The organism is Streptomyces sp. NPDC005648, from assembly GCF_040605395.1.
GTDB lineage: Bacteria > Actinomycetota > Actinomycetes > Streptomycetales > Streptomycetaceae > Streptomyces.
On sequence record NZ_JBEXCS010000097.1, the window covers coordinates 15,648 to 36,580 of the forward strand.

A 20,933-nucleotide genomic window follows, 5' to 3' on the forward strand; every position below is an offset into this window, starting at 1 on the left:
CACCGGTTCGCGCCCGGGCGGGTAGGCGTCCCGCGCACAGCGGTCACGACCATCCGTCCGCGAGCAGTCCGTACGCCGTCGTGATGAACGGGTCGTGCGCCCGGAACCGCCGGGTGCACAGCGCCACCAGGGCCGTGCCGGTGTCCGGCCGGAATCCCAGGAACGCCTGCTGGCCGAGGGTGGCCCCGCTGTGGAAGTACATCGGCCCACCGGCCGTCGGATGCCGGAACCAGCCCACCGTGTGCACATGGCGGTGACCGATCCCGCGCCGCAGCACAGGACGGCGTACGGCCCTGAGCGCGTCCTCCAGCCGGGAGCCGGCTGGTCGGAGGTGGGCTTCGAGGAAGGTGAGCAGGTCGTACGGCGTGGCTCGGAGGGCGCCGGCCGCCTGGAAGCCGCCCGCGTCGAAGGCCGGGGTCGGTGTGTGCCCGTCCTTGCGCCGGCCCACCGCGTCGAGCCGCGTATCGGGGTCCGCCGCTCGCGGGACCGTGCCGTGGAGCCCCAGAGGACGCAGCACACGGGTCCGCAGCAGGTCCTCCCACGGGGTGTCGGTGGCCGCCGCGAGCGCGAGTCCGAGCACGGCCACGCCGAAGTTGGAGTAGCGCCATCGGGTCCCGGGCCGATGCCTCGAACGGTGCCGTAGAAAGGCCGCTTCGACCCGCGAGGCGGGGTAGCGGGCGTAGGGGTTGCTGTGCCAGGCGGGCAGTGCGCGGGCGTAGAAGTCGGCGGGCAGTGCGGGCAGGCCCGAGGTGTGCGTGATGAGGTGGGCCGGCGTGACGGGTGGCGTCCGCTCGGGGCGCTCGGGGTCCAGCAGAGCGGCCGCGGACTCGGCTCCGGTCACCACACCGTCCTGGATCAGCCGGGTGAGCAGCAGCGCCGTGAAGGTCTTGGTGGCGGACCCGATCTCGTAGCGCAGATCCTCGCGGGGGAGCGGTGGTGCGGGGGCGGTCCCGCCGCAGCGCACGAGGCGCCGCCCGTGCCGGGACAGGGCGAGGAGGACGTCGGGAGCGTCGACCGCGTCGACAACGGCCTCGAGTCGCGCGCCGAGCAGCGGATCGTCGGGCGTCGGGCTCCCGGACGGCGACTCCTCGTCCAGGCCGGCCGGCGGTCCGGGCCAGAGCGCCGCGCGGCCGGTCATGACATCGCCTGCACGAGCTCGGTCAGGGCGCGGGAGGTGGCCAGCGTGGAGGCGAAGGCGGCGACCAGCGTCGGGTGGTACACGGCGTCGAACAGCGCGTCACGGTCGTCGTACTCTGGCATGGCGCGTACGGCGGGCATGGCGCCGTCCTCCTGCTGCGCGGCGGCGAAGGCCGCCCAGCCGCGTTCGTCCAGTGTGGGGCGGGGCAAGCAGGCGTCGACTACGAGGAGTTCGCCCACGAGGTCCCAGCGCCGCAGATCCGTCCAGTCGTCGATCCAGGCCGGCAGCCAGAGGGAGAGGTAGTCGGCGAGCGGCGCGGGCAGGCCCCCCGGGTTCTCGCCCCAGTCGGTGAGGTGGAACACGGCGTGGGTGACGTCGTAGGCGATATGTCCCTCCACGGTCCATGGTTCGGGTGTGCGGGCGAGCCAGGTGGCCGCGAGGGCGTCGTGCTCGGGCGGCCGTGGCGTCAGCCCGAAGCGGCGCTGGAAGGCGGCCAGGCCGAGCCGCCGCGTCGGGGTCGTCTCGAAGGCCGCCCAGCTGTCGAGGCGATGGTTCAGTACGGCGGCCCGCTCGATCTCCGGCTGGCGGTAGCCCAGTTCCCGGAAGGGGAGGTAGACCTCGAAGGGGATCGGGGAGATGGGTTCGGTGCGCCGGCCTTGTACCAGGAGGCGTCCGCCGTCCAGGGTCTCGCGCCACACATGGTCGAGGAGCCGGCGGGTGAGGTCGGCCTGGCGTGAGCCGGCCACCCCTTCGCGGAAGAGCACCTTGCCCACCAGGGCGAGTTCACCGACGGGTTTGAACCGCTCCAGGAAACCGGTCTCCGGATCCACGTCGGGTTCGAGGCGGAATCCGTCGCGGTGGTCCCACAGCCATGCGACGGCCCGGGCTCCCACGGTGTGCAGGAGGCGTGTGTCGGTCATCGGGACCCTCCTTGTCCACTGTGCGCGCGCCGCGCCGCGCACTCGGTCTCCCGCCGGTCCGTCGTCCGGACGGCGCGCGACGGGCCCGTCCGGGCGGTCGTGAGCCCGCCGGCGAACGCGGCCATCAGGGTGGAGTGGTAGGCGCGGACGAAGTCGCAGGCGTCACCTGGCTCGGTGGGTCCCGCTTCCTCGGGCAGGGCGCCGGAGTCGAGTTGAGCGTCCGCGACGGCGGCCCAGCCCTCGTGCAGCACCGCCTCCTCGGGCGGGCCGGGCAGGCTCGCGGCGACGGCGAGCAGTTCGCAGCCGAGGTCCCACATCCCGGCTTCCAGACAGGTGGTGAGCCAGGCCGGCAGCCACTGGGCGAGATAGTCCGTCAGGTCGGGCGGGAGACCCGGGCCGCCGCGTCCCCAGTCGGTCAGATGGAAGACGACGTGGGTGAGCGCGTAGCCGGCCGAGCGCTCGAACGTCCACGGTTCGGGCAGCCCGCCGAGCCAGGTCCGTCGTACGGCCTCGTCCAGCCGCTCGTGCCGCTGGAGACCGCAGTGCCGCCCGGCCATGAGGACACCCAGGCGGCGGGTGGGATCCTGCTCGGTGAGCCGCCGGCCCCGGGTGCGGGACAGGGTGGCCGCGGCCTCCTCGAAGCCCCGGTGCCGCAGTCCCGCCGAGGCGAAGGCGGCGTACACCTCCAGGGGGTAGGTGGCGAACGGCTCGGCCCGTTGCAGACGGACGAACAGGTCTCCTCGCTCCGTCTCCCGCCAGGCGAAGGCCAGCAGGTCACGGGCGAGCGCCCGGAGTGGGTCGGAGCGCGGGATGCGCGTACCGAGGCTCGCACACACCTGCGCCAGCTCGCCCAGGGGCTTCCAGGTGCTGTTCACCGGCCCGTCCGAGGACAGGGCGTCCTCGCCCAGGGCGAACCGGTCCCGGTTCCGGGACAGCCAGCCCAGCGCCGCCCCCTCGACCTGCCTGGGCCATGCCGCGGTCACACGGACACCCTGGTGCGCATCGACCGTGCGGCGCGCACCTGGAGAAGCACACGCGGATCGCCGCCGCCCATGAGTTCGACGAAGTCGAGCCCGGAGTCCAGGCCCAGTGTGGCCGGTACCTGGTCCGACACCGCCAGCCACCGTCCCGCGCCGGCCGACTGCTGCCAGTCCCTGCGCCGGATCGCCCGCACGAAGCCCCTGGCGACGTCGAGTGTCCGCTCGCGCGCCACTCGGGCCACCGCGCAGTCCGCGGCAGGCAGTGCGAGGGGTGCCAGTACGGCGAGTTGGTGGGTGAGCGACGGCCAGGGGGCGTCGCCGATCCAGTCCACGCCGGGCTCCGCCTGGCTCTCGTCCGGGCCGCTGCCGGACGCGCCGACGAGCCGCAGCGCGCGCCGCATACCCCAGTGGCTCCACAGGACGGTGGGAGCGGCCTGCGGGCGTGGGGGAAAGGCGTCGAGGGTCCGTCCGAGCAGGGCGAGCCGGTCCTCCGCGGGCGCGGTGCCCTTGAGGATGTCCGGCAGAACCAGATCGGCGCCCAGGACGCGTGCCGCCGCGAGTACGAGGTCGCCTCGCGGCCCGCCGTCGCCGCTCATGTCGGCCGGCGGCGCGTGGCCTCCGCCGGGGAGGGCGGAGGCCACGCGCGAAGCGAGGTCCTGCACCGCGCCCTGCAGGAGGGCGGTAGTACCTGACTGCTTCATGGGCTGTCTCCCGTCGATCGCCTCAGCCCTTCTTGGGCCGCGGTGTCGGGGGCGACAGCAGGAGGTTCGTCGTCCCGGACGACAGGGCCAGCGCGGCGCACTGCCTGCTGTCCCGGTAGACACCGTCCGGCTCGGCGGGGTCGAGCACCGACTCGACCTCGATGTCGAGAACGAGGCCTTCGTCGAGGATGTTCTGGGGGGAAGCCATACCACCATCTCCTTATGGCGTAGCTGTGGGTTTGGCTCACCCCTCTAGTGTCCTGATTTGGTGCACATGATGCGGAAAGCGAGGAAAAATATGAACTGTCTTGTTCAACTTCAAGGCGGGTGGCAACTGCCGCACGCGGAAGTTGACAGGTGAACAGCTGCCGGCGTCAGGTCAGGGTGATTTCCAGGACGGTGACGGAGAACGGCGGCAGAGTGCTGGTGAACGTCGCCGCGACGCCGCTCACGGTGCGGGAGCCGGGCACGAGGGTGTCGGGTTCGGCGAGCGTGTTGGTGGTGGTCGGTGAGGGGCCGGTCAGGACGGTGGCGGTGGCGTTCCTCTTGACCCCCTTGGCCAGTCCCTTCAGCTCGACCGGCACATCCAGCTTCTCCGAACCGGAGTTGACGACCGCGAGGTAGAGCCGTTTCCCGGAGCGGGTCGCCACGGTGGCGAGCCCGGGCAGTGCGCGTGCCGTGGCCGGAAGTACCGTCTCGCCGAGTTTGCTCGTCAGTATCTGCTGCGCCCAGTAGCTGGGCGAGACATAGCTGGTGAGGTTGTCGTAGGCGATCAGGTTGGTCGCCCAGACGTTGTTCTGGACGTGGGAGAACAGCGGGGCGTAGCACTCCATCAGGACCTGGTCGGAGTTGCGGATCAGTCCGGCCAGCCAAGCGGCGTCGCCCAGCGCGGCGTTGAGGTCGGGGGTGGGGCGGCCCTCCTGCGCGGCCCATTCGCCGACGAACACCTTGGTGGAACCGCGGTCCCTGTTGTCGTACTTGTGGGTGGAGGCCTGGGCGGCGGACGGCGCGAGGTAGTAGTGCTCGTCGATCAGGTCCGGGGTGCGGCTCGTCACCGTCGTCGTGGCGATCAGCTTCAGGTGCGGGTACTTCGCCTTGATCGCGTCGTGGAAGGCGGTGAACCGGGCGTCGTAGGAACCCGACGAGTCGAACCAGTCCTCGTTGCCTATCTCCACGAACTCCAGCGGGAACGGCTTGGGATGGCCGTCGGCGGCCCGTCGGGCGCCCCAGGTGCTGGTGACGGGACCGGTGACGTACTCGATCTCGTCGAGGGCGTCCTGGATGAACGGCTGGAGCGCGTCGCCGGTGACGTGTTCGCCCCTCAGGGTGTAGCCGGCGAAGACGGCGAGGACCGGCTGGGCGTGCATGTCCTCGACCCATTGCAGGTATTCGAGGAGTCCGAGCCCGTCGGTGGACCAGTAACCCCAGGCGTCGTCCATGTGGCCGGGGCGCTTCCAGACCGGGCCGATGGTGTTCTTCCAGTTGAAGCGTGTCGCGATGGTGTTGCCCTCGAGGAAGTTGCCGCCGGGGAAGCGCAGGAACTTCGGCTTCAGGGCGACCAGTTTCTCCATCAGGTCGATGCGCAGCCCGTTGGGGCGGTTGTTGTAGGTGGGCGGGAAGAGGGAGACGTGCTGGAGCCAGAGGGCCTCGCCCGCGGCGGCGGGGTCCGCGGTGGTCACGGTCAGCCGCGCGTCGCCCGTCACGGGCACGCCTGAACCGGTGCGCAGGGTCAGCTCGAAGGGACGGTCGGGGAACGCCGTACCGATGTGCGGCACCCGTGCGGAGGCGTACACCGTCGCGCCGTCGGCCGACTCGATCGCCACGGTGAGGGGACCGGTCCGGCGCGACGCCTTGGCGAACAGCCGGGCGGTGTAGGTGGTGCGCGGCCGTACGGGTATGCCCCAGAACCCGTCGTTGGCGACCCCGGCGCGGTTCCCGGCGCCGGTGCCGCTCGGCAGCACGACCTTGAGGGAGCGCGTGAGGACGTCGTTGAGGGGGGTGGTGGTGTCGAGCGCGAGGGTCGTCCCGCCGACGGCGGACCAGTGCACCGGAGCGGTGTCGTCGGCCATCATCGAGCGGTTCTGCACCAGTTCGGCGTAGATGCCGCCCTCGCCGGAGTGGTTGATGTCCTCGAACATCAGGCCGGGAAGGATGGGGGACACGGCGTGCGCGGGGTTGGCGACGTCGACGCTCAGCAGCGGCGTGGTGGACTCCACCGGCACTCCGGCCAGCGTCGCGACCTGGTCGGAGGTGAGCGCGGCCGGGAACAGCCACACGTCGTCGATCAGGCCGTGCCACTGGTCGACGTGCCCGCCGCCGTAGAGCGCGCGGCCGATCGCGGTGTCGCCGGTGCCGGCCCAGCCCGCGGTGTAGGCGGTCTCCCCTTCGAGTACGCCGTTGACGTAGAGGCGGGTGACACCGGCCGAGGGGTCGTTGACGCCGACGAGGTGGGTCCAGGTGCCGGTGGTCGGCGCCGAGGCGGCGGCGGCCACGGCGGCGCCCTGGGTGGCGTCCGAGGCCAGCCGGGCGAAGGCGAAGGTGCCGGTGTCGTCGCGCAGGCCCAGGTAGAAGGCGCTGACGACCTTTCCGTCGATGCTGACGGCGGTCTGATAGCCGCCCAGCTGACTGAGGTTGACCCAGGCGGCCACCGAGAACGCGGCGGACGTGTCGACCGCGGGTCCGGACGTCGTGGCGTTGCCGCCCGCCGTGAGGCCGAGGCTGTGGGCGCCGACCTTGCCGGTGTCCCAGCCGGCTCCCCCCTGGAGCGTGGCGGTGTGGGCGTTGCCCGACGCGTCGGCGGCGGAGGTGCCGGAGCCCTCGTCGAAGCTCCAGTGCGCGGCTGCGGAGGGGAGGGTGACGTCGGTGGCGTCGGCGGTCGTTCCGGCACGGCCGGCGGCCACGGCGGGGGTGGCGGCGGCGAACGTCCCGGCCAGGGAGGCGACACCGATGGCGGTCAGGACGGTTCTGCGGCGCGGTCCGGCTGGGGAAGGCATAGGGGATTTCCTTTGCTCTCAGGGCGAATTGGTCGGGACGACCGGGCACGGCCGGGACGGTGACCCGCGCCCACGCCTGGATCAGCGTGCTCCGAGCCCCGGTGTGCGGGAGGCCTCGGGTGACCGGAATGTGGGCGCTAACATTTATGGCTCTCAGTCGTCAGACGGTGAGCTGTATACGGGGTGATACGGGCGAACGGGCCGTTATCGATCGGTCGGCGATGATCGACGGCTCTGGCGGCTCCGCCTTTTTACGGCGAGATGAACGCCGGGGTCAACACCACTGAACAGTCAAGAGTGCGGAAACAAAACCTGTGCCGTCTGTTTACTCCAGTGTTCAACAGGGCCGTAAGTGACCAGTGTTGGAACGGAATGGCCAGGCCAGAAGGGTTCCGTCGCGGAGAGAACCGCGGGAAGCGCGTCGAGTCGAGAGGGCGGAGGCTCTTGACCGGCCCTCAATGTGTGCGCTAACAATCCGTCGCGGTGAGCTGCTCCGGGCAGGGGAGGGAGGAATGCGGCAGAGGGGGCGCGGGAGGGTGTCCGATGCGTGCGCTACCGGGCGGACGGAGGTACACGGACGACTGCGGTTCCGGCGTCCAGATCCACCATGGTCCGGTGCGGCGGTGCTCCGTCCTCGTCCTCGTCCTTCAGAAGGAGCGCCGACTGGCGCTCCTTGAGTTCGCTCTGCTTGCCCGGGGAGAAGCTCGCGTGCAGCTGCTCGAAGCCCGTTGCCGAGATCTGTCCCTGCCTGGCGCCGTTGCGCCACGGCAGCAGCCCGGCCCGCCCTGCGCGCAGAAGCAGCTGATCGGCGAAGGCCAGCGCGGTCAGGACGATGACCAGTCCGGGCAGAGTCATGAAGACGGCGAATCCCATGCGCCCAGTATCGGGGGCAGGGAGGCGCTCACACGTCGACTTCGGAAATATGTACGACCGTCCGGACGGCGGGGGCACGGTGATCGCCCTCAGGTGTCCACCTGTCTGTGCCCGGTCCGGGGGGAGCGCAGTTCGCGATGGACCGCCCAGGCCACCGACACCATCGGCACCGCCACGACCGCGCCGACCACCCCGGCCAGGATGCCGCCCGCGATGACGGAGACGGCCACGACGACGGGGTGCAGGCGGACCGCCCAGCTCATCACCAGCGGGTGCAGTACATGGCCTTCGATCTGGCCGACGATCACGATCAGCGCGAGGACCACGATCGCGATCACCGGCCCACGGGAAGCAAGGGCGACCACCGTGGCCACGCCCAGCGCGATGGGCGATCCGACGAGCGGGATGAACGCGGCGAAGAACTCCAGCAGGGTCAGCGGCAGGGCCAGCGGCACCCGCAGCACGAACAGGGCGATCCCGACCAGGACGGCGTTGGTGGCCGCGACGATGACGATGCCCCGTGTGTACCCGGCGAAGGTCCGCCACGCGGCACGGCCGGCCCGGTTCCACGGGTCGCGTGCGGGCTGCGGCAGCAGCTCCTGGAACCAGCGCCAGAACCGGTCGCCGGAATGGACGAAGAACAGTGAGCAGAACAACGCGAGCACCGCCGCGGTCAGCACCTCCACGAGCCGTCCGGCACCGCTCACCGCGCTGCTGATCAGCGTGGAGCGGTGCTGGGACACGAAGGTGTTCACCTTGTCCTGAAGGTCCGACGTCACCGTGGGGCTCACATGGAAGGGAGGTCCCCGCAGCCACCGTTCGATGCGGCCGACGCCTCCGCTGAACTCGTCCCCCAGCCGGCCCCACTCGCTCGCGACCAGTTCCCCGACGAGTGCCAGCAGCCCGAGCACCACCATCAGGCTTCCGACGACACTCACCACCACGGCCAGGGCCCTCGGCAGCCACCGCGCCAGCAGATCGGCGAGCGGACGCAGGACGGAGGTGACGACGAGGGCGAGGAACAGCGCCACGGCGACCAGCTGCAGACGTCCCAGGATCACGAAACCCGCGTACACGGCCGCCCCGAGCACCAGCAGCCGCCACGCGTACGCGGCACTCACCCTCAGCCCGTGGTGCACGGCCGCGCCGTCCCCGGCCCGCCGCGCCGCTGAGGCCGCCCTGCGCGCCGAGCCCACGGTCCCCGTGCCGTGGGCCGGTCGACTGCCCAGCACGACGTAACGCATCCGCCGCGGGCCGTGACGTCCGCCGGACCCGGCACCCGGACGCCGACGCGGCCGACGCGAGGCGTCGCTCACCTGTGTCTCACCACCTCACGCCATCGAAGCCCTGCAGCTACGTGTCCCCAGACTGACCAATTTCTAAATCGGGACAATTCGGAAGGAGGGTTCGTCTGGGGGGCGAGGCCACCGCAGTCGTCGGCCCGATCGGTTCTCGCTTCACCCGAATGTCGACGAGGCGTTCCCCGAGGAAGTGCCCCCAGGCGAGCGGGGCGGCGGAGCTGCCGCCGCCTGATGTCTCCGCTCCACATCGACGTCTCCTGGCTGCTGGATGTCCAGGAGGGCGCGCTCGGCCACGACGATCTCTCGGTCTCGGACTACTCGGCGCTGGTGGCCGCCGTCGCCCGTCACAAGACCCGGCTGCCCACTCTCGCGGCAGCCGACCCGGACGCTGCCTGGCGCGCCGCGGCCCTGCTGCACACGATCGTGCGGCTGGATCCGCTGCCGCATCGCACGAGCCTGTACGCCGCATTCATCGCCGCCCAGTACATGGCCCAGGCGGGCGAGGGCATCGATCCCCCCTACGGCGCCCTGTCGGATCTGGTCCGCCAAGTCCGCAACACCCGCATCGGCGTCCAGGAAGTCGCCACTCGGCTGCGCGACTGGAAGGTGTAGCGGCGGCCGCGGCGGGGCGCGGGTCGCCGGTGGGGCGGTGCCGGCCCGGGGGGTGAGGCGGCTGACGTGACACACGGGGAGCGTTGCACGCTCCCCGTGTGCGGGGCGCTCCTCGGCGTGCGAGGGCGTTGCCCGTCGGTGCCGTCAGGAGCGGCGCGTCCGGCGGGTCGTGTACAGCGCCGCGCCGCCGAGGGCGATCACCGCGGCGGCGGTGCCCGCTATCAGGCCGACCGGTGCGCTGGAGCCGGTCTCGGCCAGCGGCGGGGTGCTGCCGCTGGGGGAGGGCTTCGGAGTGGTGGGAGGCGAGGACTGCAGCGGCGGGACGTGCGAGGTGGTCGGCGGGGTGCTGGTCGAGGTGACGGGCGTGGGGGTGGTGGGCGGCGTCGTGTTCTGGGTGGGCGGCTGGCTCGCCGGGGGCGTGCCGGGGGTGGCCGGCGTCGACGAGGAGGGCGTCGGAGTGGGGGAGCCGGGCTGGTCAGGGGTGCAGGGCTTGTCGCCCCCGTTCCAGGCGGCGATGAGGTGGTACGGCGTCACGATGTTGCCGGGCTGGTACGGGGCGGGACCGTGGCCCTCGCCCGTCTTGCCGTCGTAGATGATGTCGTCGCCGTAGAGGTCGATCTGCCCGTAGCAGTCGGGCGTCTTGACCGAGAGCTTCTGCCAGGTGTGCTTGGCGTCGTCGCCGCCCGCCACGTCGGCGGAGGTGAGGTACACCGTGGCGTGGTCGATGAGCGTCTGGTGGCCGGAGGTGTACCAGTTGGAGCCCTCGGTGGAGTACTCGGCCAGGGAGACCGGGTACTTGCAGTCGGCGCCGACGGTCTGGCCGGGAGCCAGGCGCACCTCGACGGTGCCCGGAACGGATGACCACTGGTGGAAGCCGCCCTGCGAGGTCCAGTCGGCACCGACCGGCTTTCCGTCGCCGTCGACGACGCGGTACTGCACGGTCGCGGACTGGCAGGAGCCGCCGGTGGTGGCGCTCGCGGAGGTCGCTCCGACCACGGGTGCGGCCGCGAGGAAGGCGGTGGTGGCGAGGGCCGCCGCGGTTCTGGAGCGTGAGGAGTGCGTCAAGATTCTGCCTCTGATCAAGGGTGTGGGAGGTGGTGGTGCGCGAACGGTCGGGATACGCGGAGACGGGAGACTCTGCGGCACGGCCACTCGCGTCACACGGCTCACTCAGGACGCAGTGAGTGATCCAGATTCTTGCCAGTTCACCTAACTCCCGTCAAACATCCGCGAGTTCACCACAACGCGGAGGGTGGATTCCGGGGTCGGTGTCCACGCATTTGCCCCACAGCGACCTGGGTTGTGGAGACCGGCCCGCCCCGGGTGGTCGATTCAGGAGGGCTGGCGCACCTCGGATGTCAGAACGCGGTCGAGCGCCGCGCGGCCCGCCGGTCCCCAGGCCGGCTTGCCACCGGGCAGACCCCTGTCCCCGTTCTGGCCCATGAGGATGAGGAAGAGGCTTTTCATGGCGGCCAGTCCACGGGCGCGGCGGATCGTGGCTTCGTCCGCGCGGTCGTACGTCTCGAAGAACCGGGGACCCGCGCCCTCGGGGAGCAGCACCCAGGCGGCGGCGAGGTCCCACGCGGGATCGCCGGCGAACAGGGAATCGAAATCGATCACACCGGCGAGTGTGCCGTCGGAGACGACGACGTTCGCGGGATGGAGGTCACCGTGCAGCCATACGGGCGGGCCGTCCCACTCCGGCGCCGCGACCGCGTCCTCCCAGACAGCGCGGACGGCGCGGAGAGCGGCGGCGCCGGCGGCGTCGGTCCCGAAGCCACCGGCGATGACGGCGTTCAGGAAATGCTCGAAGCCGTCCGTGCAGTTCCTCGGGTGAGCGCCGCGGTCCGAACTCGCCGGCGCCTCGGCGGGCGCCTCCGCGTGCAGCGCCCTGAGGAAGTCCGCCAACCTGTCGGCCGCGTGGTCGCCGCGGCTGATCGAACCGTGGTCCAGCGGCTCGCCGCGCACCCATGTCATCACGGCCCAGGGCCTCGGAAAGCGCGTGGACGGTTCGCCGATCCGCACCGGCGCCGGAACGGGGAGCGGAAGACGCGGGGCCAGAAAGGGCAGCCACCGGCACTCCTTGCGCAGGAGGTCCTGGGTACTTTCCATGCGCGGCATGCGTACGGCGAGCTCGTCCCCAAGACGCCACATCTGGTTGCCCCAGCCGCCGGCCACCTCACGGATGGGCAGCCCCGCGAGGTCGGGATGCTGGTCCTGGAGCAGATCGTGCACCAGATCCGCGGTGATCTCGATATCGGAGTCGGTCATGCGGAGCCACGGTACGTGACCCGAAGGAGGCGACGACGTGCGTCGCGCAGGCCGCCGCCCCCAGGGCGAGGAGATGGTGAGGTTTCTCGCGGATCAGCCGACGTCGACGACCTTCCACAGCTGGCTGGTGTCAGTGCGTCGGCTCCGAGGGTTGTGAGGGCGCCCGGGCCTCGCCGCTCGCGGTGGGCACGTCGGCCCTGATCAGGCCCTGCGCACGCATCTCGGCCCAGAGGCCGTCGGGGACGGGCCGCGCGTGCAGTCCGACGTTGCGGCGGACCTGTTCCGCGGTGCGCATGCCCAGGGTGACGTTGACGACGGAGGGGTGCGTGGAGGGGAAGGCGATGGCGGCGGCCGGCAAGGTGGTGCCGTACCGCTCGCAGACCTCGGCGAGGGCCTGCGCCCGGTGCACCAGGTCCCTCGGGGCGTCCTGGTAGTCGTACTTCATGCCTTCGGTGGGTCGGTCCTGGGAGAGGAGGCCGGAGTTGAAGACGCCGACCGCGACGACGCTTTTGCCGTGGGCCTGGGCGGTGGGCAGGACGTCGTCGAGGGCGGACTGGTCGAGGAGGGTGTAGCGTCCGGCGAGCATGACCATGTCGGCGGGGGTCTCGCGCAGGAAGCGGGCGAGCATGGCGGACTGGTTCATGCCGGCGCCGATCGCGTCGATCACTCCTTGGTCGCGTAGTTGGGCGAGGGCGGGCATGGCTTCGTCGGCGGCTTGTTGCCAGTGGTCGTCGGGGTCGTGGAGGTAGACGATGTCGAGGCGGTCGAGGCCGGTGCGCTCGAGTGTCTCGTCGATGGAGCGCAGGACGCCGTCGCGGCTGAAGTCCCATTGGCGGCGCAGGTCGTCGCGGACGACGAAGCCCTCGGTGTCGACGCCTCGCGGTTGTTCGTTGGGCACGAGGAGGCGGCCCACTTTGGAGGAGACGACGTACTGGTGGCGGGGCCGGTCGCGCAGGGCGGCGCCGAGTCGGTGCTCGGAGAGGCCGAGGCCGTAGTGCGGGGCGGTGTCGAAGTAGCGGATGCCGGCTTGCCAGGCGGCGTCGAGGGCGGCCGATGCGTCGTGGGGAGCGGTCACCCGGTAGAGGTTGCCGATCACCGAGGCGCCGAAGCCGAGTTCGGTGAGTTCGACGCCGGTGTGCTGGATCTTTCGGCGGTGCAAGTCGCGCTCCTGGGGGCAGGGTCGGGGACGCCGGTCGGCGTCTGGGTCTGAGCGGCGCGATGTCCGGTGCGGCGGGTACGTCGTTCAGGTGGGGGTGTCGCCCTCCCCGGCGGCGCGGGCAAGGCCGTAGAACGCGGTCGCGGTTCCGGCGAGGAGCGCGTGGGCGTCGCTCTCGCTCCAGCCGGTGAGGAGTTCGTCGACGGTGGCCGCCCAACGGTTCCAGCCGCCCGCCAGGTTGGCGACCGGCCAGTCCGAGCCGAACATCAACCGGTCGGGGCCGAAGGCCGAGAGCAGCACGTCCCAGACGGGGCGGATGTCGGCCGTCGTCCAGCGGGTGTGGTCGGCCTCGGTGATCAGCCCGGAGACCTTGCACACCACGTGCGGGTGTGCGGCCAGCCGCCGTATGCGCTGTTCCCAGTCCGCGATGTCCTGCCGGGCGATGACCGGCTTGCCCGCGTGGTCGAGGACCTGGGGCAGGTCGGGGAAGCGTTCCGCGAGCCGGATCGCCTGGTCGAGCTGGTGATCGCGGACGAGCACGTCGTAGCGCAGTCCGCGATCCCGCACGGCCCGCAATCCCCTTTCCACGTCGGGGTGTTGCAGCCAGTCGGGGTCCTTCTCGCCCTGGACGAGGTGCCGCAGGGAACGCAGGTGGCCACCGCCCGGACCGGCGGTCAGCTGGTCGAGCACGTCGCCGATCGCCGGGGACGTCAGGTCGGCCCAGCCGACCACGGCCTGGATCAGCGGCTCTCGCTCGGCGAGCGCGAGCAGGTCCTCGGTCTCGGCGACCTCCGTGACGCACTGCACGACCACGGTGCCGTGCAGCCGCCGCCCCGCGATGGCGCGGGTGGCGGTGGAACGCAGGTCGTCGGCGGTGAAGGTGCGGCGGATCGGTGCCACGTCGGGGTCGTCGAGCCAGGGTTGTGGACGCTGGGCGAGGTCCCACAGGTGGTGATGGGCGTCGACGAGCACAGGTGCGTTCACGAGGTGATCCAAGTCGGGTCGGGTCGGGTCGGGCTGGTGCCGGGGCCGGGTCAGGCGGTCGTGTCGTCGGTGGGCGGGCTCAGGTGCCAGACCTCCGGCAGCTCGCTCCACTGGCGGTCCTCGCCCCGGTCGGGCCAGGGCTCCTGGCAGGGGTCGGTGAGCTTCCACCAGCGCTGTGTCTCGGGGTCGGCCTCGATGGACGCCATGTCCGCCTCGAAGTCCTCGCCGTGGTACTCCAGGTAGGCGAACAGCACGTCACCGTGGAGGAAGATGCTGTAGTTGCGGATGTTCGCCCGGTGCAGGGCGGCTTCGACGCCGGGCCACACGGCTGAGTGGAGCCGGAGGTACTCCTCACGGTGTTCGGGGCGGAGCCTGATGGTCTGGGCGATGCGCTTCACGCCGATTCCCCTGTCGTGTCGGTGGAGTTGGCCCGGTCGGCCGCCGTGTCGAACGGCGTGCGGTAGCTGGGTGTGCGGGTGCGCAGCCCGAGCCGCAGAGTGAGCCGGATGCGGGTGGAAGCGGGCAGACGGACCGTCAGGGTGGGGCTGTCACAACGGAGTTCCGTCTCGCCGACCAACGGCTCGGTGTGGCCGTAGTCGTACATGTCCCCGATCCAGGCGTCGTCCGCGCAGGTCGTGTACCGGACCCCGGTGATGGTGTGCTCGGCGAACGCGCCCGCCTGGACGACGACCGTGCGGCCGGTGCCGGGGGAGAGGTTGACGAGTTCGACGGTGGTCGCCTCGGGGTCGATGGAGGTGACCAGGGCGGCGACGTCCGCGGGCAGACCGGCCCGACGGGCGTCGGCGTCGTGGTACCGCAGCCGTGCCTGCTGCAGACCGCCCTGGTACATCACCTGAGGGCCGCCCCAGGTCAGCTGCACCAGGGCCTCGGTGGCCACCGGGTTGCACTGCTGCCACACATGGATGTCGGCCTCGGGGATGTCCAGGTCGCGATAGCGGTCGACGCGCCGCAGCCGGTGGCGTATCTGTGCCTGGGCGGCCGCGAGGATCCGCTCCGGGTAGCCGGGGTCGTCTCCGGCGAGGAAGGCGAACCACGCCTTCTCGTGACCGGACTCCTCCTTGGCCCGGAACGGCCGCACGGTGCGCCAGTCGATACCGTCGGCCTCGCGCAGCCGTTCCAGCCGGGCGCGGTCGGCGTCCGAGGAGGTGTGGTGCCACAGCGCCACCGGCACGGGGGCTGTGGCCGGGTTGTAGTCGAACCAGCCGGAGTCGTTGTGCCGGAACGGCAGGTGGAGGGTGGGCGTGTGGCGGTCCGGGCCGAGTTCCGCCACCCACTTGGAGGGCAGGCTGGAGTCGGCCTCCGTGTGGGGCATGACCTTGCCGCGGTCGATGAGGGCGTCGAGGGAGGTCGCGACCATGGAGAGGTAGTCGTCGTCCCCGGTGGCCGTCGCCGCCGCGAGCGCCGCCACACAGGCCGCGTGACCGACGCTGTGCCAGCCGTGCGGCCAGGACCAGCCGTAGTGGCCGCCGTACCAGCGTCCTTCCAGGAGACTGCCGACGACCCCGTCCGGGCCGACGTTGTCCGGGATCAGGCCACCGTGTCGCCGGGTGCGCTCGCGCCAGGCGCCCACGTACTCGACGATCCAGTCGCGGTAGCGCTCCTCGCCGGACAGGATCCAGGCGTTGAGGACGAGGCCGGCCGCGGCGAGGTTGAGCGCGGTGTCCCCGACGCCCATCCGGTCCCGCATCTGGTCGCCGAGGCGGGGGTCCGCCGACAGCGGGAAGGGCCCGTCCGCTGCCTCGGGGAGCCACTCCAGCGGGAAGCCGTAGGTCTCCGCCTCCTTGAGCAGCCAGGGGTATACGTCGCCGTCGAACAGGCCGGTGCGGTCGGGGTCGCTGCCGTTGTGCGGGCGGGTGATGATCCGCCGCTCGGGGTCGTAGTTGCCCTTGGCGGGGTCGACGTACAACTCGGCGAAGCGCAGGGCGCGTTCGGCCCAGCGGTCGGGGGCCGCCATGCACAGGAAGTAGAGCAGCAACAGGCTCTCGCCCTGGTGGAACCAGTCGTAACCGCGCTCGAACTCGTCGCGCAGCATGTCCAGTTCGGTGAGCTGCCGGGTGACGCCCTCCCAGTGCCGCTCGCTGGCGGGCAGGAGGTCGTCGGCGCCGCCGAGGAGGTAGAGCTGGGGCCAGTTGAAGAAGACCTCGTAGAAGTCGTCCACACCGTCGCGGCTGGTCAGCCGGCCGTGGTAGTTCAGCCGTCCGTCGGGGCCGGTGAAGGCTCGCTCGAAGTGGCGCCAGGCGTGGTCGAGGAGGTCGAACAGCGCGCGTTGGGCGACGGCCCAGCCGGGGGGTTCGAGCAACGGGACCGTGGCCCGGACGTCCGGTGCGGGGGAGGGCCGGTCGGCGGCCGGGGTGTCGTCGCCGGAGGCGTGGGGGTGAGGGCTGAAGGGCATGAGAGCGGTCACTCCTTGGTGGCGCCGGCGAGCATTCCGCTGACCAGGAAGCGCTGGGCGAAGAGGAACACGACGAGCACCGGTGTGATGGCCACCAGTGTCGCCAGTGCCAGTTGCGGGCGTTGGATGGCGAGGTCGCCGACGGTCGGGTTGAACGACGGCACATTGCTGAGCAGACTGCCGACGCCCACCTGGATCGGCATCTGGTCGCTCTCGGGGAGCATCACGTACGGCAGGAAGTAGTTCGTCCAGTTGGCGACGAAGCTGAAGAAGCCGACCAGGGCGATGACGGGGGTCGCCAGGGGCAGGGCCACATGGCGGAAGACGCCGAACTCGGAGCAGCCGTCGATCCGGGCCGCGGCCAGGAGGTCCCTGGGCACGGCGGTGGTGAAGTAGATGTACGTCAGGTACACCCCGAACGGGTAGAACGAGTACGGCAGGATGATCGACCACATGGTGCCGATCAGGTGCACCGCGTTGATCTCCAGGAAGAGCGGCACCACCAGCGTGGCGTTCGGCATCAGCATCACGACCAGGGTGGCGATCAGCAGCGCGTGCCGGCCGCGGAACTCGGTCATCGCCAGCGCGTAGCCGGCGGGAATGGCCAGGCAGAGCGTGATGACCAGCGAGATCGCGGCATAGAGCGCGGAGTTGCGCAGCCACACCAGGATGGCGTCGTCCTGGAAGGCGGTGAGCGCGTGCCAGTTGGCCGACAGCGCGTGCCAGGACCCGAAGGACAGCGGGTTGCCGTGGACCAGTTGCTGGTCGGTCTTGGTCGCCGCGAGCAGCAGCCACAGCACCGGCAGCACGAAGAACACCACGAACACGGTGAGGACGGTGCCCGCCAGCAGCCGGGACGCGATCTGCCCCGGGGGCCGGCGGCGCGGCCGTGCCTCCCCATGGCGGCCGAGGCTCCTGGCGCTCCAACCGCCTTCCGCGCGGGGGCCGTTGGCGAGGGGCGTGGGTCGGGTGTCAGTCCGCATCGAAGAACCCCGATCGTGCGACGAAGACACCGGCGACCGACAAACTGACGACCAGGAGCTCCACCGAGACCGCGGCGGCGCCGTTGATGTTGTTCATCTGGAAGGCGAAGTCGTACGTCAGCTGGTTGAGCGAGTAGTCGCGTCCGGCCACGCCCGTGCTGGCGAGGGACAGCAGCTGCGGTTCGACGAAGAGCTGGGCGCCGCCCGCGAAGGCGAGGATCACCATGTAGACGATCCACTTGCGCAGCATCGGGATCTGTACCCGCCAGGCGGTCTGCCAGCCGTTCGCCCCGTCGATGCGGGCGGCCTCCATGACGTCCTTGGGGATGTTGTTGAGCGCGCCGTACATGACGACGATCCAGCCGCCCGCGCCGGTCCAGAACGCGATGATCGTGAACAGCAGCGCCAGGTTGCCGGGGGCGATGACCTCACCGAAGGTGTGGAAGCCGAGTGTCTCCAGCAGGGAGCTGACGGGGCTGACCGTGGGGTCGAGCATGAACAGCCACACCAGGACGCTCGCCGCACCGGCGAGGGCTCCGGGGATGTAGTAGAGGAAGCGCAGCGCCTGACTGACCGGCCCGGAGGACAGCTTGTGCAGGAGGAGCGCCAGGACCACCACGAACACCACGAGGGACAGGAGCCAGAAGACCAGGTACAGGGCCACGTGGCCCAGGGAGGAGACGAAGCGGAAGTCCTGTGCCGTGGTGACGAAGTTGGAGAGGCCGGTGAAGGCGCCTCCGGCATCGGTGAACGCGAAGTAGATCGCGTAACAGGTCGGAAGGACGCCGAAGGCGATCAGCAGCAGCACATAGCCGGCGACGAATGCCACGCCGGCCCGGCTCTGCCGGGAGGTGCCGCGAGGGCGCCCCCGGGCAGAGCCGGCCGAGGAGTGCGTGACGGTCACTTGGAGACCTTGTATCCGTCGGCCTCGGCGTACTTGACGATCGAGTCCTGCCAGGCGGGCAGCAGCGACTCGATGGTCTTGCCCTGCGTCAGGCCGGGCTTGACGGTGGCGGCCCAGACGGCCTCCTGGCTGAACTGGCCCGAGCCCCAGTCCGACCACACGTGCGAGGAGGCGTCCTTGAGGGCGGTGAGGTCGCCGTCGAAGTACCCGGAGGCGGCCTGCGCCTTGAGCCAGTTCTCGGCGGCGGGCGCGTACGCCGGGAAGCCGGGGGCCTTCTCACCCTGGTAGGCGTTGTCGGTGGTGACCCACTTCAGGAAGTCGGTGGCCGCCTTGAGGTGGGTGGAGTGCTTGGACAGCAGCCAGGTGCCGCCGCCCACGTTGCCGGTGGACGGCGAGGTGTCGCCCTGCCACTGCGGCATGGGCGCCACCGCTGTCTGCTTGGCCGGGGTCTTGAGGCCGTCCTTGAAGACCGCGCCGCCGTACCAGGCCGGGCCGGGCATGAGCAGGACCTTGTCGGCCTCGTTCTTGGCGAAGTCGGTGCTGAAGACGCCGCTGATGGACATGGACTTGTCCTTGATCAGTACGTCCAGCAGCTTGGCCATCTTGGTGCAGGCCTCGCTGGTGGTGTTGACCGAGACGGCCTTGGGGCCGGTGATGTGGTTGGCGCCGCACTTGCTCGCCCACATGTAGATCTCGGGGGTGAAGGAGTCTCCCGCGTCGCCCACGAGGTAGCCGGGGTGCTCCTTGGCGACCTTCTCGCCGAGCGCCTGGTACTCCTCCCAGGTCGTCGGTACCGAGTAGCCGAACTTCTTCAGCAGCGGCGCGTTGTACCAGAGCACCGCCTGGGAGAGGTCGTTGCGCAGGCAGTAGAGGGTCCCGTCGACCGTGCAGACGTCGTTGGCCCCCTTGGCGAACCCGCCGAGGGTCGCGTCCGGGATCAGACCCTTGTTGAGGGGCGCCGCGAAGCCCGCACTCACGGCCCAACTCGCCTCGTTGTTCTGGGAGCTGAAGACGACGTCCGGCCAGCCCTTACCGGTGCGGTTGAACAACTGGACCTTCGTCTGCAGGTAGTTGGACCCGTTGGCGTCGCCGTCGTAGCTGACGATGTTCAACTTCACGTCCGGGTGCGACGCCTGGTACTGCTTCGCCGCGTCCATGCGGGTCGCGTCCACCCAGACGGTCAACGCCCTGTTGTTCTGGGCGGCCTGGGCGAATCCGTCCTTGTTGGTCGTGCCGCTGGTGCCACCACCGCCGCCACAGGCGGTGACGGTGAGCAGCACGGTGGCGGCACAGCCGGCCAGCAACGCGGCTCGTCTCCCGCTGGTCCCTGTCTCCCGGGCGGCCGAAGGCTTGTAGACGGACATGAGCGACTCCACTGGGTTTGCAATGAGGCGGCTGGCGGCTCTGTCGTACCGCCGCGGAAGAAATTAGCCGCCATATAGAAGGCAGAGTCAAGGGGTGTGTAGGGCTTTTCCAGGCTTCATTGAGCGCGTCAGACGCACTCTTGCGATCTCGTTACCTGCATAAATCGACATCAAAGCCATGAATCACACGCTTGATCAAAATCAAAGTCGGCCTCAAATGAGTACTACTCATTTTGATCTGGGGTACGATGAGCCCGGCTTCAGGCCGATCAGGCACCCTCGTCGCAGTCACCCGGAGGCAGCACACATGAACGACACGCCCGCCGTGCCAGCAGTGGTGAACGGCGCGGACGAGCGGCGCGACTACCGGCCCGGGTACGAGATCGTGGCAGAGCGGATCCTCGAGTTCATCGCCGAGGCGCGTCTGGTCCCGGGTGACCGCATGCCCACGGAGAACGACCTCGCGCAGCAGTTGGACACCAGTCGAGCGGTGGTCCGGGAAGCGGTGAAGATCCTCTCGGCGCTGGGCCGGGTGCGGGCGCACAAGGGACGCGGGCTGTTCGTCGCGGACGACGACGGCATGCTGATCAGCAGTCGCTGGGGTGGTTTCTTCCGTCCCGTGGACCTCGATCACGTGCTCATGCTGTTCGAGTTCCGCAGGGTGCAGGAGATGGCCGCCGCCAGGCTCGCGGCCACCCGCGCCACGCCCGCCGAACTGCGCTCCGTCGAGGTCGCCATGCAGCAGTGCCGGCACGGGTACGTCCATGGCGAGGTCGACGTCTTCAACCGGGCGGACGACGACTTCCACGCGGCCGTGGCAGCGGCCTCGCACAACACGTTCCTCGGCAGCGCGGTGCGTGACGCCCGCCGGCTGCAGCGCCAGTCCAGCGCGATCGGCATCCACGACACCCTTGGCGAGGGCACCGCTGCCGCCGTCGAGGAACATGAGGCGATCTACCGCGCCATTCGCGACGGCCGGCCCGACGAGGCCGCCGAGGCCACGGCCGTCCACCTCGACCGGACGCTGGAGGACTACCGCAGGGAGATCCAGCGGCGCCTGTTCGGCTGACCTTCCCACCCGGACATGCGGAAGGTGGTCCATCGTGGGCCTGCGCCCGCCGACGTGGCGGCGAGGGAACGCGCCTCGGTCCCGAACGAGGCGCGATTCCAGGGGTGTTGTGGGACGGCCCGGTGCTACCTGCCGTAGCCGGCCGCGGTGATGTTCGCCTGTACGGAGTTCTCGGTGGCGTCCGAGGGATAGCCGGAGGTCATGACGCCTTCGAGCTGCCCTGTTCTGCGGACATGCCACCCCCTCTGGGTCGCGGGACGGTCCCCGGATC

General features: G+C 70.6%; 19 protein-coding genes and 1 pseudogene. 2 read left to right on the plus strand and 18 right to left on the minus strand.

The window, feature by feature from the left end; genetic code table 11:
* Positions 1 to 43: 43 nt before the first annotated feature.
* The 8 genes from ABZT17_RS37095 to ABZT17_RS37130 all read right to left on the minus strand — a co-directional run bounded on the left by ABZT17_RS37095 (position 44) and on the right by ABZT17_RS37130 (position 8,801).
* Entirely contained in the window at positions 44 to 1,138 is a 1,095-nt protein-coding gene (locus ABZT17_RS37095; RefSeq protein ID WP_356355800.1) for a serine hydrolase domain-containing protein, read from the minus strand.
* Positions 1,135 to 2,058 (minus strand): hypothetical protein, encoded by a 924-nt coding sequence (locus ABZT17_RS37100; protein ID WP_356355801.1) that lies wholly within the window; start codon positions 2,056 to 2,058, stop codon positions 1,135 to 1,137. The genes ABZT17_RS37095 and ABZT17_RS37100 overlap by 4 nt, the downstream gene beginning before the upstream one ends.
* Entirely contained in the window at positions 2,055 to 3,041 is a 987-nt protein-coding gene (locus ABZT17_RS37105; protein WP_356355802.1) for a hypothetical protein, read from the minus strand. The genes ABZT17_RS37100 and ABZT17_RS37105 overlap by 4 nt, the downstream gene beginning before the upstream one ends.
* Positions 3,038 to 3,739 carry a hypothetical protein gene (locus ABZT17_RS37110; protein ID WP_356355804.1) on the minus strand — a complete coding sequence of 234 codons (702 nt, stop codon included), beginning with the start codon at positions 3,737 to 3,739 and terminating at the stop codon, positions 3,038 to 3,040. Before ABZT17_RS37110 ends, ABZT17_RS37105 begins: the two co-directional genes overlap by 4 nt.
* Positions 3,740 to 3,761: 22 nt before the next feature.
* The gene (locus tag ABZT17_RS37115) at positions 3,762 to 3,947 is read right to left on the minus strand and encodes a hypothetical protein (protein ID WP_356355806.1); all 186 of its coding nucleotides are present in this window, start codon (positions 3,945 to 3,947) and stop codon (positions 3,762 to 3,764) included.
* Positions 3,948 to 4,113: 166 nt separating this feature from the next.
* On the minus strand, positions 4,114 to 6,732 hold the full coding sequence (locus ABZT17_RS37120; RefSeq protein ID WP_356355808.1) for a LamG-like jellyroll fold domain-containing protein: 2,619 nt from the start codon (positions 6,730 to 6,732) through the stop codon (positions 4,114 to 4,116).
* 552 nt (positions 6,733 to 7,284) lie between these two features.
* The gene (locus tag ABZT17_RS37125; RefSeq protein WP_356355810.1) at positions 7,285 to 7,605 is read right to left on the minus strand and encodes a DUF6191 domain-containing protein; all 321 of its coding nucleotides are present in this window, start codon (positions 7,603 to 7,605) and stop codon (positions 7,285 to 7,287) included.
* Positions 7,606 to 7,694: 89 nt separating this feature from the next.
* Positions 7,695 to 8,801: an AI-2E family transporter gene (locus ABZT17_RS37130; RefSeq protein WP_356355833.1), complete on the minus strand. Its 1,107-nt coding sequence runs from the start codon at positions 8,799 to 8,801 to the stop codon at positions 7,695 to 7,697.
* A 336-nt stretch (positions 8,802 to 9,137) separates the two neighbouring features.
* Between ABZT17_RS37130 and ABZT17_RS37135 the strand changes: the two genes are divergently transcribed.
* The gene (locus ABZT17_RS37135; protein WP_356355812.1) at positions 9,138 to 9,518 is read left to right on the plus strand and encodes a toxin Doc; all 381 of its coding nucleotides are present in this window, start codon (positions 9,138 to 9,140) and stop codon (positions 9,516 to 9,518) included.
* Positions 9,519 to 9,662: 144 nt separating this feature from the next.
* On the opposite strand, the gene ABZT17_RS37140 is transcribed toward ABZT17_RS37135, so the two are convergent.
* From ABZT17_RS37140 to ABZT17_RS37180, 9 genes are all read right to left on the minus strand, one after another.
* Positions 9,663 to 10,583, minus strand: coding sequence for a hypothetical protein (locus tag ABZT17_RS37140; protein ID WP_356355814.1), 921 nt, complete (start codon positions 10,581 to 10,583; stop codon positions 9,663 to 9,665).
* A gap of 267 nt (positions 10,584 to 10,850) precedes the next feature.
* Entirely contained in the window at positions 10,851 to 11,789 is a 939-nt protein-coding gene (locus ABZT17_RS37145; protein WP_356355816.1) for an aminoglycoside phosphotransferase family protein, read from the minus strand.
* A 130-nt stretch (positions 11,790 to 11,919) separates the two neighbouring features.
* Positions 11,920 to 12,948, minus strand: coding sequence for an aldo/keto reductase (locus tag ABZT17_RS37150; protein ID WP_356355818.1), 1,029 nt, complete (start codon positions 12,946 to 12,948; stop codon positions 11,920 to 11,922).
* Positions 12,949 to 13,032: 84 nt separating this feature from the next.
* Positions 13,033 to 13,929, minus strand: coding sequence for an amidohydrolase family protein (locus tag ABZT17_RS37155; protein WP_356355820.1), 897 nt, complete (start codon positions 13,927 to 13,929; stop codon positions 13,033 to 13,035).
* A gap of 50 nt (positions 13,930 to 13,979) precedes the next feature.
* Complete coding sequence (locus ABZT17_RS37160; protein WP_356355822.1) at positions 13,980 to 14,327, minus strand: L-rhamnose mutarotase; 348 nt, start codon at positions 14,325 to 14,327, stop codon at positions 13,980 to 13,982.
* The gene (locus ABZT17_RS37165) at positions 14,324 to 16,342 is read right to left on the minus strand and encodes a hypothetical protein (RefSeq protein ID WP_356355824.1); all 2,019 of its coding nucleotides are present in this window, start codon (positions 16,340 to 16,342) and stop codon (positions 14,324 to 14,326) included. Before ABZT17_RS37165 ends, ABZT17_RS37160 begins: the two co-directional genes overlap by 4 nt.
* A gap of 8 nt (positions 16,343 to 16,350) precedes the next feature.
* Positions 16,351 to 17,205: a carbohydrate ABC transporter permease gene (locus ABZT17_RS37170; protein ID WP_356355835.1), complete on the minus strand. Its 855-nt coding sequence runs from the start codon at positions 17,203 to 17,205 to the stop codon at positions 16,351 to 16,353.
* Between the two features lie 109 nt (positions 17,206 to 17,314).
* Positions 17,315 to 18,229 carry a sugar ABC transporter permease gene (locus ABZT17_RS37175; protein ID WP_356355826.1) on the minus strand — a complete coding sequence of 305 codons (915 nt, stop codon included), beginning with the start codon at positions 18,227 to 18,229 and terminating at the stop codon, positions 17,315 to 17,317.
* The gene (locus ABZT17_RS37180) at positions 18,226 to 19,593 is read right to left on the minus strand and encodes an extracellular solute-binding protein (protein ID WP_356355829.1); all 1,368 of its coding nucleotides are present in this window, start codon (positions 19,591 to 19,593) and stop codon (positions 18,226 to 18,228) included. Before ABZT17_RS37180 ends, ABZT17_RS37175 begins: the two co-directional genes overlap by 4 nt.
* Before the next feature lie 307 nt (positions 19,594 to 19,900).
* On the opposite strand from ABZT17_RS37180, the gene ABZT17_RS37185 reads away from it, so the two are divergent.
* Positions 19,901 to 20,662: an FCD domain-containing protein gene (locus tag ABZT17_RS37185; RefSeq protein WP_356355831.1), complete on the plus strand. Its 762-nt coding sequence runs from the start codon at positions 19,901 to 19,903 to the stop codon at positions 20,660 to 20,662.
* Between the two features lie 134 nt (positions 20,663 to 20,796).
* Here the strand turns inward: ABZT17_RS37185 and ABZT17_RS37190 are convergent.
* Positions 20,797 to 20,933 (minus strand): annotated as a pseudogene (locus tag ABZT17_RS37190) (arabinofuranosidase catalytic domain-containing protein); the annotation flags it as partial.

Excerpts from the sequence above, each read along its gene's own strand:
- ABZT17_RS37145 (WP_356355816.1), bottom strand. The coding sequence starts at position 11,789 with ATGACCGACTCCGATATCGAGATCACCGCGGATCTGGTGCACGATCTG.
- ABZT17_RS37180 (WP_356355829.1), bottom strand. The coding sequence starts at position 19,593 with ATGTCCGTCTACAAGCCTTCGGCCGCCCGGGAGACAGGGACCAGCGGG.
- ABZT17_RS37115 (WP_356355806.1), bottom strand. The coding sequence starts at position 3,947 with ATGGCTTCCCCCCAGAACATCCTCGACGAAGGCCTCGTTCTCGACATC.
- ABZT17_RS37095 (WP_356355800.1), bottom strand. The coding sequence starts at position 1,138 with ATGACCGGCCGCGCGGCGCTCTGGCCCGGACCGCCGGCCGGCCTGGAC.
- ABZT17_RS37125 (WP_356355810.1), bottom strand. The coding sequence starts at position 7,605 with ATGGGATTCGCCGTCTTCATGACTCTGCCCGGACTGGTCATCGTCCTG.
- ABZT17_RS37135 (WP_356355812.1), top strand. The coding sequence starts at position 9,138 with ATGTCTCCGCTCCACATCGACGTCTCCTGGCTGCTGGATGTCCAGGAG.
- ABZT17_RS37100 (WP_356355801.1), bottom strand. The coding sequence starts at position 2,058 with ATGACCGACACACGCCTCCTGCACACCGTGGGAGCCCGGGCCGTCGCA.
- ABZT17_RS37120 (WP_356355808.1), bottom strand. The coding sequence starts at position 6,732 with ATGCCTTCCCCAGCCGGACCGCGCCGCAGAACCGTCCTGACCGCCATC.
- ABZT17_RS37185 (WP_356355831.1), top strand. The coding sequence starts at position 19,901 with ATGAACGACACGCCCGCCGTGCCAGCAGTGGTGAACGGCGCGGACGAG.
- ABZT17_RS37165 (WP_356355824.1), bottom strand. The coding sequence starts at position 16,342 with ATGCCCTTCAGCCCTCACCCCCACGCCTCCGGCGACGACACCCCGGCC.
- ABZT17_RS37110 (WP_356355804.1), bottom strand. The coding sequence starts at position 3,739 with ATGAAGCAGTCAGGTACTACCGCCCTCCTGCAGGGCGCGGTGCAGGAC.